Here is a 12,452-nt window from a genome sequence, read left to right as displayed (position 1 = left end):
TAAGATGATTATTGACTTGTATCACTCGAACCAATCCGGATTATCCTTCTTCAACTCGGCTATCAGTTTCTCGTCGCTGAGCCGAAGGGTTGCCGCATCGGTAAAGAAAAAAATCTTGTCATAGATTCTTTCGGCTTCCTTACTGGAAAAGCCTTCGTTCTCGTCTTCAAAGCTACCCGGCTGCAGGGCGTCAAGCAAGAGTGTCGAGCCGATGAGCAGTTCTTCTCCTTCGTTGGATTTCACCACACGGCAATCATAAGCCTTTCCGTCAAACTGTACTTTCTGTGTTTTCATATGCCTGTTCATTTTAATGGGATATGTTTACCGTTTTTCTTGAGATACTCCATGATACACTTGGCTTCTTCATGCGAAGCACGGTTGCGTTCATCGTAATGGCGTGTCTCGTCTGCCATCACCACAATACACTCCTTGACCAGTCGATAAAGGCTCTGTTGCAGCGTGGGGTGCATATCGGGAATAGCGGCGGCGAACCGCTTGGGATTGAAACTGAAACTGTTTACTGCCATTTCCCACTCCTTTGCGAACTTGTACTCCTTGCTTTCTCTGATATTGTCCATGTCCATAAAATTTAAAGAGTTGTTTTTTTCTTCCCTCCGTTCGGTCCTATATGCTGTCGGAACCGCCTTGGGATTTACAGAAGCTTTTCAAGGACTGGCGACCCAGCTGCTTCCGACGCTTTTTCCGGAAAATTACGCTTTCACAGAAAGGAAGAATTTTGCAGGAAATGCACTTCAAAGTGACGGAATCCAGCGCGGCAGTCCACCTTTGCGACTGGAAAAACCAACCGGTGAAGACAGGTATGGGCTGAAGCAGATAAGAATAGATAGAAAAGAGGGAAACAGAAGATAGAACCGGTAACGGGTGGCGGTGGGGAATCGGGAGGCAATTAGAAAGGGATAGAAAAGGGAGTTTGCGCGGATGACGGCACATGTCGGCAGACGCGCCGCCCGGCAATCCTGCCAAGCGATTGGCTGTGAATCCATACACCTTATTATATAATTATATAGGGCAATTTCAATGAAATGAAAAGACAGAGGGCGGATTTCTCCGCTCCTCCGTCCAAGGGTGATTATGGTGTCAAGCTGCAATCTCTTCCTTTGTCTCTTTGCCTGCAGTCGCTTCCGTTTCGGGCTGTGGTTCATCGGACGGCTCCGCTTCCTGCTTAGCCTGTTCCTGCACGAGCAGGACGGCTTTCTTTTCCTCGATGCGCTGATGGCGTTTCTCGTACACCTCGTTGTGTCCGTTCTTGATTTCCGCCAATGCTTCGGGCATGTGCTTCTCTGCAAAGTCAAGCAAGAGGCTTGCCGTGGCATTGCTGCCTGATGCGTTCTTGAAATTGGCAATCAGATAATCCCTGCGGATGACGGCTTTCTGCTTGGCTGTAAGATTCTCGATGATGTTCATCTTCTCCTTGTCCGTGAGGTAATGGTAGGAGTTTTCGCACTTAATGCCGACCTCTGCAAAGTGTTCCCTGCGGAGGGAAGAAAGCAGGAAGAAATAAATCATCTTGTCCTCGTCCTGCCCAAACTTGCGTTCCGACATATCCACCTCCAGAATCTGCTTCTTGGTGTCCTCTACGGTCTTTTCAAGGGCAATCTCCTTGTTGCGCTTATCCTGCTTCTCCAATTTCTCCACCGGTGAGAGCGTCTGCTCCTGCGTTGTACTATTATAGCCTGTGGATGAATGCACCGCATTTCTTACATAGCATAGTACGATGTCCTTGCTCTCGATGCGGAAATAAAGGGTAATTTCGCCTGCCTCGCTTCGGGTTCGGATTTCCTCGCATTCCTTTATGTAGTCGTCCACTTCCTGCTCGTAGTTCTTGCAGGCTTCCTCGTATGCTTCGTCTGTGTCGTAGTCCTCTTTTAGGGGGGCTGTGGACAGCTCGGGATAGGGCTTTGCATAGCCATTGAGACGCTCCACCTCATAGCCCATGGCGGTCAGCCGTTCCATCACGTCCTCGTTGCCGTTGAAATTTTCCTGACAGAGGGCTACCTCGGGGCGTTCTTCCATTAGTCGCACGACTTTCTCTGTGAGATAGGTTGCATTCATTTCTGCAAGGCAGGTGCGGTTGGCGCAATTTCCGCAACCGCCTTCACAGAACAACATCATGTTGTTGGTGTTGTGGGGGCATGACAGACAGAGGGTCTTGTCGAATGCGTACCGTTGCAAGTCGGTGGTGTATTGCCGTTCGATGCTGCGTGCCACCTCGGTGGCTTTCATTCCTCGCCAACTGTTGTACTGCTGTACGCTTTCACACAGATGCTTCTCGTACACCTCTCGCTGAATCTCTTCCCCATAACGGCAGATTTCGCTCGCTACGCTGATAGTGATTTCGTCCTGTTCCAAAAGCCGGGCTATTTCGGGTATCAAGGAGACGAATTTCAAGCGTGTGCGGATATACTTCTCGTTCTTGCCGAACTGCGTCACCAAAGCCTGTACATCATAGCGACCGCTGTCTATGAGCCTTTGATAAGCATTGGCTTCCTCAATCGGTGTGACATCCTTGCGTTGCAGGTTTTCCGTCACCGCCATTTCCTCGGCTGTCTCGTCCGATATTTCCATAACAATAGCCGGAATCTCTTCCAGTCCTGCCATGAGGGAGGCTCGGTATCGGCGTTCTCCGAACACAATCTCAAAGCGGTCTTCTGCCACTGGACGCACTCCGACAGGTTGCAGGAGACCCTGCTGACGGATGCTTTCGGCAAGTTCCGACAGGCTTTCCTCGTCAAAATTCTTGCGTGGGTTGTAGTTACTCGGCTGTACGTTTGCCAATGCCACCATCGTGATGTTTTTCTCCATTGATTGAACTGCTGTTGTTGTTTCCATAATCACAAAATTTAGTTTGAACTTGATTTTTTTGTTTCCCTCCGTTCGGTCCAGTTTCCTGTCTGAACCGCCTTGGGATTTACAGGTGCCTTTCAAGGACTGGCGACCCAGCTGCTTCCGACACTTTTTCCGGAAAATTACACTTTCGCAGAAAGGAAGAATTTTACAGGAAATGCACTTCAAAGTGACGGAATCCAGCGCGACAGTCCACCTTTGCACTGGAAAACCAACCGGCAAGGACAGAAATGTGCCGGAGAAACAACATTCGGAATTAAGGTACAAGGGAAATGATACGCCGGGAGGCAGATGATAAAACAGATGGACTGAAAAAGAAGAATATAAGGATATACAGTACAACCGGACAGACGAAGCACAGCATGGTGGCATAAAAAAGGCATGTTGACTGGAAATTCTGTCAGTTCAGGACTTTGCCATAAATATATCCGACTTGAAGTCTGTGTTATTCAGAAATAATCGCTACTTTTGCAGTTAAGAAACTGCTGTTTCGGAAATAGCCGTTTCGGAATATAGATTTTAAAATAGGCAAGAATATGAGATTTTTTGACAGAAAAGAGGAAATAGCCTCCCTGCAGGAGATAGGCAGACAGGCGCGGGAGAACGCCCAGTTTACGGTCGTGACCGGCAGACGCCGTATCGGAAAGACCATGCTCGTACGGAAGGCCTACGAGAATGAACCGATGCTGTATTTCTTTGTCGCCAGAAAAGCAGAAGGAGACCTGTGCGAGGATTACCGACTTGAGATAGAGAACAAGTTGGGGGTTCCAACCATGGGACGCCCGGAACGTTTTTCCGATGTGTTCGAATACCTGATGAAGCTCTCGGCAGAACGCCCCATCACGCTCTTCATCGACGAGTTCCAGGAATTTTTCCGTGTAAACAAATCAGTGTTCAGCGACATGCAGCGCATTTGGGACCTTTATAGCCAGAAGTCTCGCATAAACCTGATAGTCTGCGGTTCGATATACTCCATGATGACCAAGATATTCAAGGACAAGAAAGAGCCGCTGTATAACCGTCAGTCGCGCTTCATGACCGTCCGGCCGTTTACACCCAGCGTCCTGAAGGAAATTCTGGCGGAATATAATCCTGCCTATACATCGGAAGACTTGCTGGCCCTGTACGCTTTCACGGGAGGCGTGGCCAAATATGTACAACTGCTGGTGGATGCAGGAGCCACCGGCAAGGCGGCCATGCTTGACCACATCATCAAAGCCGATTCCATCTTCCTGGGCGAAGGGAAAGCCATCCTGATAGAAGAGTTCGGAAAGGATTACGGTATCTATTTCTCAATCCTGTCAGCCATTGCACGGGGAAAGACATCACGTTCAGAAATAGAGAATGTGGTCGGCAAGGAAATCGGCGGCTATCTGACCAAACTGGAAAGAGAGTACGAAATCATATCGAAGAAGCAGCCGCTGTTTGAAAGAAGTACCGTAAAGAATGTCCGCTATACGATAGAGGACAACTTCTTTACGTTCTGGTTCCGCTTCATCTACAAATACAGTTACATGCTGGAGATAGAGAACTACGGAAGCGTGAAAACAATTGTGAACCGTGACTACGAGACCTTCAGTGGGCTGATGCTTGAACGCTATTTTAAGCGCGTGCTGATAGAAAAGCAGGCTTTTACCCGCATCGGAAGCTGGTGGGACCGCAAGGGGGAAAACGAGATTGACATCGTGGCGGAAAACGAACTGGAGGACACCGCCACCTTCTTTGAAGTAAAGCGTAGGGCCGAGAACATCGACCTGGCAGTGCTGGAGACGAAGGCAGCTGTATTCCTACGTGCTACCGGAGAGTTCAAGGGCTATGCCCTCTCATACAAAGGGCTGTCTATGGCAGACATGTAACATTGCCGGGCTGTTCAGTCCGGACGTACGAAAAAAACAGAAGCAGGAAAAAGTGAGGAAAGCCCTCACTTTTCATGCTTTGCCAGATACTCCTTCATCGCTTCGTTCACAATGTCTCTCAATGACATGTTCTTCTCGATGGCGAGGTATTTCATACGTGTATGAATACTCTTGTCAATGACGAAATTGCAATGTACTGCCGGCTCCTTTTCCTTTTTAGACGGCATCGGTTTCTCCTTCTGCGGAGATTTTTTCGTGGATGACAGCAATCCGTCCAATCCAGTCTTCATGCCGTCTTTCAATAAATCGCTCTTGCTCATATCTGCTTATTTTAGTTTCAACACTTCTTTTGCCAAATCCATGTAATCCTTGGCCCCATTGCAATTCTTGAGGAACTTGGTGTTTGAGGCATCGCCTAGACATTAATTTACAGATAAACCAATCGTATGAGCAAAGAATTTTCAAGCCAAAATATCGTTTTAGGTACCGTTGCTGCTATCATGCTGGTCTTAATTCTGACAATCTGTTTTTTCGCCATTCCGGTCGGTGTGACATTATGCTCGCTCATTTGCGTCATCTATGGAATAAAATCCTTTTCACGGATTTTTTTGAAATGGTCTGTCATTTTCTTGGTTATTGGCATCGTTTCGGTCATTTATACTATCATACTGATTGTATCCATGTAACTGCATCTAATTCCAAGACTAATGAAAATTAAAAGTAAAGTTTCGTTTCCTGCCAAAGTCATGCTGCTTTCTGCATGGGCAGCAATCCTGTCATCTGCGCTGTTTACAAGCTGTTCCGACAAACCGGTTAAAAACGGATGGTATCCTATAAGAGACTGCAAGACGCAGACTTTTGATTCGTCACCCATTGTCACCACGGCTGACTTTGAAGTCCTGCGAATAGATTCTGCCTTGAACAGTGCCAACGTTATGACCTACATGATTACCGGAAAAATAAAGTCTGACAAAGCTAAAGTATGGGCTGACGCAACCGAAAAAGCCATCGGCAAACATATGGGTTTTCTTTACAATGGGAAAGTCGTAACCGCTCCGCAAGTCAATGCCCGTATAGAAAGCGGGAATTTTCAGATAATCCCTGACGAGTTCTGCAATGATAGAAGAAGGATTTTCGAAATGTATGATACTCTGATAGATGAACGGAATTAAAAACAAAGAACGTAGTATCTACTAACTTTAGTAAATGATAATTTCCTAATATCCTATTTTACTACGATTAGTAAATACTACATTTAGTATTAACAGTCTATCAAACAGATACAACTATTATCAGAACGGCAAATCCTCGTTGCTATCCTGCGGTGCATCAGGAGGAGTCGATGTATCGCCTGCTGCAACTACCGGATTGCTTACTTCGGCTGATGCACCATCACGCTTGCCGGTGCTGATAAACTTCAAGACATCCGCCGAGATGGAAATCTGGATTTGCGGATTGTCCTCTTTGTCTTTCCAGAGTGAAGTGGAGAGTGTCCCTTCAACCAAAAGCAGACGACCCTTGGTAAGGTATTCGGACAGACGGATATGGTTTTCCTTCTTGCTCCGTACCCTCACCCATGTAGTGATGCTGTTTCCGTGTGAATAATCATCTACTGCAATGTCGAAAGCGATGAATGAGCCGTGCGCTCCTGTAATGACCTGGCAATCTCTGCCGATGCGACCGATGGTATGAACGTATAACATAACTAAAAATGTTTTGCGGCAAGGTGGTTAGTCCTGCCATTACCTAAAGTGACTTTGTTTTTTTATTCCCTTGGTTCGGTTCCGTTTTCTGTCTGAACCGCCTTGGAATTTTACAGATGCTTCATAAGGACTGGCGAACAAGCGGTCTCCGACGCTTTTTCCGGAAAATTACGCTTTCAGCCGAAAGGAAGAATTTTACAGGAAATGCACTTCAAAGTGACGGAACCAAGCGCGGCAGTCCACCTTTGCGGCTGGAAAACCAACCGGCGAGGACAGGAATGAGCCGGATAAGCGAGAAGAGGGAAACGATAGAAAAGAGAAACGCATAGCGGCGAGGTATCGGGGAGTTATAAAGGGAGGAATGTCAAAGTAAAAAAAGACATACAGGATGTGTGCAGGATGTGATTCTTGGAATCAGGAAAATAGAAAAGGAAGACGTATCGACTGACCGATGCGCAGGTAGAACAGCATAGCCACGGCCGGCTATGCTGACATTCCACGTCGTTTGCAGGTGGACAATCTACGGTCTGTTATCCGCTTGCACCGTTGTAAAGGTTTGCAACTTTCAACCCTTCTGCTTTGGCTTTGCGGCAGGTGTAAAACGTACCACCTTTGGGTTTGCCGTCATACCAAGAGATAAGGCGTGAGCAGTGGCGTACCATAAAGTCGTTGCGCCTGAGAAAACAGCCCTGAAAGTAGTGCTCACTTAGGATGATTACACCATCTGACTTATGGAGTAGAGCTTCATATCTGGCTTTCATCGCATCATTCCACCGCTCGGCCTGTCCCCGATACGGCACCACGGCAACAACCTGCAAGCCCGGCAATTCGGATTTCAATGAAAGGGCGGTTTCAGCTGCCAGCTGGTCAAACCCCAGTGCCGCCCCGTGGTAGAAAAGTCGGTAGCCGTCTGCATATGCCTTGGCTATCTCTGTGGTTAAAAGCTGTTTCAGCCGTTTGCGATAAAGCAATGGAATGTTGCGGTGTCCGCTGAAGCACACGGACACGGCTTTGTCAAAATTGGATTTCATCATATCAGTTCACTTTGTAATGGGTTCTTGCAAGGAAGAATCCTCCGAGTACGTTTGCTCCGAGGCTTTCAAGCTGATGAGCATAGGTGGCATAGCTCAATCCTTTGGAGATTACATCATCAAAGACCACCACAGACTTGCCGCTGAAGAAAGCCGAGTCAAATTCAAGGACATTCACCTTCCGGATTTCCTTTTCCGCCTTGCGGTTTTCGTGGATGCTCAACCGCTCTCCGCTTACGGAAACATGTTCATATCCGTTGATAGCTCCGGTCAGCTCGCACACTCTTTGGCAAAAGGCCTTGTAACGTATCTCGTTCTTCTCTCGGGTAGATGCCGGTACGGGAGAAAACACGATGTCGGTACATGATGCCCCATAGCGTTCGGTCATGGCGGATGCCGTGCGTCGGGCTACTTCTTCGTATGCCCGTCCATCCTTGAAGTCAAACACTAATTGGCGGTCTGCCAGTTCGCGCTCGCCTACGTTCCGTATACGTACAGGAAAATACTTGCAGAACCATGTCTGCGGTTTGTCCAACTGCTTTTGGAGTTCAATGTCTATCGTCTTTGCCATGATGCTGTCATTTTGTTTCCCTCTTCTTGAAGGCCGTTCAGCCTGTGGAGGGATATTTTCAGCCGGCACTGCCGCTCGAAGATTACCGCTAAGACAAACCTGGGGCATGAAATACGCTCTGACGTGTCAGAGGAAGATTTCCTGCTCCAACATCAATGGCGGTTTGGCGTCAGGTAACGAGCGGTTTACTTTGCGGAAAATATGACTTCCACAGAGCTGGGTGACGACAGAGAACGCTTTCTCTATAAATGTTGACAAATGATAAAACAGGGCACTACAATATAAGAGGAATGGGTGGGCAATGGAGCGTCTGCGGCTTGCCGGTCCAAACTTCACGATGAAGTGACCGGACGGCTTAGTCTCAAATCTGGCGAAGCGCAGCCTTGTCAGTTTGAGACCGAGTCGTAGGGTCTTTTCATGTTTGGTCCTCCGCACAAAGAGTCATTCACTCGACTCATAGCAGCTCTGCTGCCATAGGGCGAGTGAATGTCTCTTGCGGACAAGCATTGTGACGCTCCGCAGAAGGTGTGGGAGCTATATGAGGAGAAAAGGACAGCGGCACAGCCGGTTAGAAAAGCAAGGAAGACAGACGTTCCGGCAAGGACTACCGGCAGGCTTTCTTGCTGCCAGCGACAAGTAGGCCTGCGTCCTTGCTTTGCCCCAAGAAGACGGACACACAGCATATAGCAGACTTGTATGCCATTTGCCGTGTACCGGTCTTACAGGCAAAAACGTCTGTTCGGTATAACAGACGGAGGGAACGCAACGTGGAGCGGAAAGCCGTATAACAGTGGATAACGATGCAAAATATTATCCATCAATTAAATAGCTATAATCCACCGAAATTCATACTCAATACTTCGGTAAATTTTTACCGAAAAACTAAAAGTTAAACAATAGAAACGGTAAAAGCTGGTTCGAAAACACTAAAGAGGTACTTGAAATGTTGTCAAAAACGAATGGTTAAGCATGAAGAAATGTGCTAAAAAAAATACTAACCTGCTGATAATAAAGATGAAAAGTATTGCACAATTCATTATTTTTTTAGCAAATTAGAAGTCTCTCAACTCTTCTGATTATGACTAAAGAAACACTCCTCATGCAATACCAATCCGAGTACCTGTCGGTTCTCAAAACAGTCATGAATGCAATAAAATTATTCATGGCCATACCGGAGCGTAAGAACTTACTCCAATTGGGCAGGTATGGATGTTTTTCAGAACTGACATACCGTAACCTTTTTTGAGCATGAAATATTCGACTGCTTTTCGTTCAACGGATCTATCATCAGTAAGCAGGAGCTTCACTTCAATGCATCGCTTGCAACTGTCATCTTGGCCAAAGCAGCATGCAAGAGGCTCGGAATAACCTATTTTTCCCGCCCCCAATAAAGAGGGCGGGAACTATTAGTAACAATAATGGGGTATGAATAATCAAATCTAACCTGATTAGAATGACCATCCGAAACCGAGGTACGGGTAGAAGGCTGATTTTTCTATGCCGTATTTGTCACCGAAATTGAATGACGGAGACATTCCTATACGAAACATGAGTCCATTGGATCGCTGATAGCGGTAGCCGATGTTGCCGAAGAGGAAATAACCGAATTGATAGCCTGAAGACGTGTATTGATAAGATTTCGTAACCTTTTCATAGCTATTATACTGATCGGAATACCATTCGGCATCGGTATAATATACGGTTTTTTCCTTTACATGATATCCTCCCAGACTTGCGCCGAAGCCCAGTTCAAGTTTGCTGCTCTTCTTTCCTAATAAATAGTTCAGTTCCAACGGCATGCCTATGCCCTTGATACGCTCGTCAAACCAGCCTGAGTTTTTGCTATAGCAATATCCTATTCCTACACGATATCCTAGTCCATCTATTCCTCTAAAACGGCTGTCGTAGTTGATGCCTACTGTGTTTTGGGCACCCAGGAGCTCGATAGAGAGATGGCGTGTCGTCTGAGCAAATAGGCAGGTGGTATAGAATAGTAATGTTGTGATTAATATCTTTCTCATTTGTATGGTATATAAAAACTTGAGCACGATATCAAAGAAACCATGCAGGCAATCGTTTAGTTTATATTTACATTCATGTCTGCATCCACGCTGTATGGAATGTCTTGACATGATAACTTTAAAATAGACAGAATTTGCTGAAATAATCTGTGGGAGTTTCCTTCCCGGAAAATCTCCCACAGAACTAGTAAAGTTCTTCTCTCTCAAATTTATGTTATTTTCAATGCTGTATATCTGCTGCGCAGAGTTATAGTATCTGCCTTTGCAGATGTCTGTTTCACCGGTAAAAGCAGAAACTTTTCAAGGCATTCAGAAGCCTTTGCTGGCTGTTTATTGCTCATGAATTACGGTAATGCCGCATCAGAATATGCTATAAACGGGGCTTCCAGCTAATCAAAACTTGAATAAACAAATCTCTATTTATCTTATCACTCCCTTACTGGACGTATAGCCAATGCCCTTGAGCGGTCCTTGCTTAGTTTCGGACCGACCTGGACTGGAGCAGGTTTCAAAAATAGATAATATGCACTGGGTGTTCTACTTGGAGCAGATGTCCAATAATTTCCGTTGTCGCCATCCTGGCTCAGACCACCGCTTTGCGGGTCTCGCCATCCCAAGGCAGGGAATAATATCATTTTATCATCATCACGAGAAGGATACGTCACATAAAATTTCCATCCATAATTATTGGGGTCCCATTGACCTCTAATTTCTCCCTCAACACTGGGCTTGCCTGTGTATATTGCATCTACAAACCCAGTAAACGCATCTGAGTCCGGAACCTTGAAACCTGCCGGGCAGGGATCATAGATACTCTTGACAGATTTACCTGTTGTTCCATTATGAGTAATATCCCATAGATTGTAATAGGTGTTGTCTGCCGAACTTGCACTATGCATTACTTCAGGCTTGAGTATGTAGTTCATAATGCAACTTCTTCCTGTCGATAAATTTTCAACTTTTGGATTGCTTTTGCTAGACATACCGTCTTTTCCGAACCATCGTTTATTCTCATTTTTCTCCACTTCTGTAGAACTTAGGTGGTAGCCATTAGAAGGAAGGAACGGATCCTTTCGTCCCCATTGGTAATAAGGATGGTTATCTCCAAAGGTTATCTTATAGGGTGTCCAGTTCTACGTTCCTAAAAACGTAGTACAAAACGCCCTCGTTATTGTTAATACAATGCTCTTAAATTCAATGCTTTAATAAGCAAAATTGCTCTTTGAAAATTTGTGTATTTCATTGATTTTTAGTATCTTAGTCAAATAATTTAGAACTAAAAGCAATGAAAAAAGTAGATTCAAAACCCCATAAAGAAACCCTGGAAGAAGAGGTTAAACGTCTTCGTAAAGAAAATGCCAAACTCAAATCTCAGAAAGCAGCCAAAGAGGCTAAGCTTAAGGAGACAAGGAAGGAACTTAAAAAAAAAGACGTAAAGACCGTGACTGTGACCGAAGAACAAATGAAATTGTTATCGACCCTATTCCCGGACATAGATACTCTCTTCTGATTGTTCAGCTTTGTGTATTGATTTACATTCGTACCAACTGCGGCCTTCGCACTGTAGTGAAGATACTTGAAATCTTCAATGATGTGCTTGAAGGAAAATGTGGAAAAGTACCATGCTATAACACCGTAGAGAACTGGATGAAGAAACTTGGATTATCCGCTTATGAGAATGACAGCAAACCTACAGACAAAAAGTTTGCGTATATCATTGACGAAAGCATCATGGTTAATCGAGAGAAACTTCTTCTAATTCTTGGTGTTCCTGCTGAACATCCCGGCCGACCTCTTAAGCATGAGGATGTGACGGTTGTCAGTATGAAATCCGGCGGTAGCTTTAAAGGGGACGACATCAAGCAAGAGATTGAGAAATCCATTAAGGAGATTAAGGCTAAACCTGAATATGTAATCAGCGATCAGGCTCACAATCTCACAAATGGAATTTCGCAATCAGAGTTGTTGCACCATATCGACATCATTTATTGTTTCTACCTTAATTTCGTTTATATCTTTGTTTATTGCTATACGTGGCCCACAAACAGTATATCTGTTGTATGATAAGTCGTTATAAGTTTTTGATAATTTATCAAACGCATTACCTGATGTTATAACAGCCCCTTCTAAACTAAATTCTATTCCAGAATCAATGTTATCAATAATTGCATGCTCTGGGCTAAGGTATCCTGTTATATATGTTTTATTATATGTTGCTCCCGTATCCTCTTTAGAACAACTCCAAAATCCGCAAATAAGCACGGATAAGGAAAGAAGTTTTGTTATACAATTTTTCATATAAATCTTATTTTCGGATTCCTGTTACTGCTGTTATTTTAAATTGGAAATTATAGTCATCTGAACCATTTTCATTGAGTTTAATTTCATAGTTTATAATTTTAATA

17 protein-coding genes and 1 pseudogene are annotated in these 12,452 nt (G+C 45.1%); 7 read left to right on the top strand and 11 right to left on the bottom strand.

Annotation, left to right across the window (positions count from 1 at the left end; all coding sequences use genetic code 11):
* Positions 1-21: 21 nt before the first annotated feature.
* From LPH68_RS19385 to LPH68_RS19370, 4 genes are all read right to left on the bottom strand, one after another.
* On the bottom strand, positions 22-294 hold the full coding sequence (locus LPH68_RS19385) for a hypothetical protein (protein WP_230297080.1): 273 nt from the start codon (positions 292-294) through the stop codon (positions 22-24).
* An 8-nt stretch (positions 295-302) separates the two neighbouring features.
* Complete coding sequence (locus tag LPH68_RS19380) at positions 303-578, bottom strand: hypothetical protein (RefSeq protein WP_230297079.1); 276 nt, start codon at positions 576-578, stop codon at positions 303-305.
* 46 nt (positions 579-624) lie between these two features.
* Positions 625-1,008: a hypothetical protein gene (locus tag LPH68_RS19375; protein ID WP_230297078.1), complete on the bottom strand. Its 384-nt coding sequence runs from the start codon at positions 1,006-1,008 to the stop codon at positions 625-627.
* Positions 1,009-1,098: 90 nt separating this feature from the next.
* Complete coding sequence (locus tag LPH68_RS19370; protein ID WP_230297077.1) at positions 1,099-2,850, bottom strand: ParB/RepB/Spo0J family partition protein; 1,752 nt, start codon at positions 2,848-2,850, stop codon at positions 1,099-1,101.
* 72 nt (positions 2,851-2,922) lie between these two features.
* Between LPH68_RS19370 and LPH68_RS19365 the strand changes: the two genes are divergently transcribed.
* Positions 2,923-3,141, top strand: a complete 219-nt coding sequence (locus LPH68_RS19365; RefSeq protein WP_230297076.1) for a hypothetical protein — start codon at positions 2,923-2,925, stop codon at positions 3,139-3,141.
* A 260-nt stretch (positions 3,142-3,401) separates the two neighbouring features.
* The gene (locus tag LPH68_RS19360; RefSeq protein ID WP_230297075.1) at positions 3,402-4,721 is read left to right on the top strand and encodes an ATP-binding protein; all 1,320 of its coding nucleotides are present in this window, start codon (positions 3,402-3,404) and stop codon (positions 4,719-4,721) included.
* A gap of 65 nt (positions 4,722-4,786) precedes the next feature.
* On the opposite strand, the gene LPH68_RS19355 is transcribed toward LPH68_RS19360, so the two are convergent.
* Positions 4,787-5,041 (bottom strand): hypothetical protein, encoded by a 255-nt coding sequence (locus LPH68_RS19355; RefSeq protein ID WP_230297074.1) that lies wholly within the window; start codon positions 5,039-5,041, stop codon positions 4,787-4,789.
* Positions 5,042-5,167: 126 nt separating this feature from the next.
* Here LPH68_RS19355 and LPH68_RS19350 point away from each other — a divergent pair, with 126 nt between their 5' ends.
* Together LPH68_RS19350 and LPH68_RS19345 are read left to right on the top strand one after the other, a co-directional pair.
* A complete protein-coding gene (locus LPH68_RS19350) occupies positions 5,168-5,407 on the top strand; it encodes a hypothetical protein (protein WP_230297073.1) in 240 nt (79 codons plus the stop codon).
* A 21-nt stretch (positions 5,408-5,428) separates the two neighbouring features.
* Positions 5,429-5,893 (top strand): hypothetical protein, encoded by a 465-nt coding sequence (locus LPH68_RS19345; protein ID WP_230297072.1) that lies wholly within the window; start codon positions 5,429-5,431, stop codon positions 5,891-5,893.
* A 120-nt stretch (positions 5,894-6,013) separates the two neighbouring features.
* Here LPH68_RS19345 and LPH68_RS19340 read toward each other — a convergent pair whose 3' ends face one another.
* From LPH68_RS19340 to LPH68_RS19325, 4 genes are all read right to left on the bottom strand, one after another.
* The gene (locus LPH68_RS19340; RefSeq protein ID WP_230297071.1) at positions 6,014-6,424 is read right to left on the bottom strand and encodes a single-stranded DNA-binding protein; all 411 of its coding nucleotides are present in this window, start codon (positions 6,422-6,424) and stop codon (positions 6,014-6,016) included.
* Positions 6,425-6,954: 530 nt separating this feature from the next.
* Complete coding sequence (locus tag LPH68_RS19335; RefSeq protein WP_230297070.1) at positions 6,955-7,458, bottom strand: SLOG family protein; 504 nt, start codon at positions 7,456-7,458, stop codon at positions 6,955-6,957.
* Between the two features lies 1 nt (position 7,459).
* The gene (locus tag LPH68_RS19330; RefSeq protein WP_230297069.1) at positions 7,460-8,026 is read right to left on the bottom strand and encodes a ribonucleotide-diphosphate reductase subunit alpha; all 567 of its coding nucleotides are present in this window, start codon (positions 8,024-8,026) and stop codon (positions 7,460-7,462) included.
* Positions 8,027-8,152: 126 nt separating this feature from the next.
* On the bottom strand, positions 8,153-8,461 hold the full coding sequence (locus LPH68_RS19325) for a hypothetical protein (RefSeq protein WP_230297068.1): 309 nt from the start codon (positions 8,459-8,461) through the stop codon (positions 8,153-8,155).
* Between the two features lie 643 nt (positions 8,462-9,104).
* Between LPH68_RS19325 and LPH68_RS19320 the strand changes: the two are divergent.
* Positions 9,105-9,321, top strand: a pseudogene (locus tag LPH68_RS19320) (hypothetical protein); the annotation flags it as partial.
* Between the two features lie 153 nt (positions 9,322-9,474).
* Here LPH68_RS19320 and LPH68_RS19315 read toward each other — a convergent pair.
* Positions 9,475-10,047 carry a hypothetical protein gene (locus LPH68_RS19315; RefSeq protein WP_230297067.1) on the bottom strand — a complete coding sequence of 191 codons (573 nt, stop codon included), beginning with the start codon at positions 10,045-10,047 and terminating at the stop codon, positions 9,475-9,477.
* 428 nt (positions 10,048-10,475) lie between these two features.
* Complete coding sequence (locus tag LPH68_RS19310) at positions 10,476-10,946, bottom strand: hypothetical protein (RefSeq protein WP_230297066.1); 471 nt, start codon at positions 10,944-10,946, stop codon at positions 10,476-10,478.
* Between the two features lie 386 nt (positions 10,947-11,332).
* Here LPH68_RS19310 and LPH68_RS19305 point away from each other — a divergent pair, with 386 nt between their 5' ends.
* Together LPH68_RS19305 and LPH68_RS19300 are read left to right on the top strand one after the other, a co-directional pair.
* The gene (locus tag LPH68_RS19305) at positions 11,333-11,557 is read left to right on the top strand and encodes a hypothetical protein (RefSeq protein ID WP_121767178.1); all 225 of its coding nucleotides are present in this window, start codon (positions 11,333-11,335) and stop codon (positions 11,555-11,557) included.
* Positions 11,558-11,613: 56 nt separating this feature from the next.
* Positions 11,614-12,111 carry a hypothetical protein gene (locus LPH68_RS19300; RefSeq protein ID WP_230297065.1) on the top strand — a complete coding sequence of 166 codons (498 nt, stop codon included), beginning with the start codon at positions 11,614-11,616 and terminating at the stop codon, positions 12,109-12,111.
* Positions 12,112-12,452 lie beyond the last annotated feature (341 nt).

The sequence above is a fragment of the Bacteroides sp. 1_1_30 genome (assembly GCF_020982715.1).
Taxonomy (GTDB): Bacteria; Bacteroidota; Bacteroidia; order Bacteroidales; family Bacteroidaceae; genus Bacteroides; species Bacteroides xylanisolvens.
The sequence above is the reverse complement of the archived record's forward strand: the minus strand, read 5'-3'. Positions and strand labels throughout refer to the sequence as shown.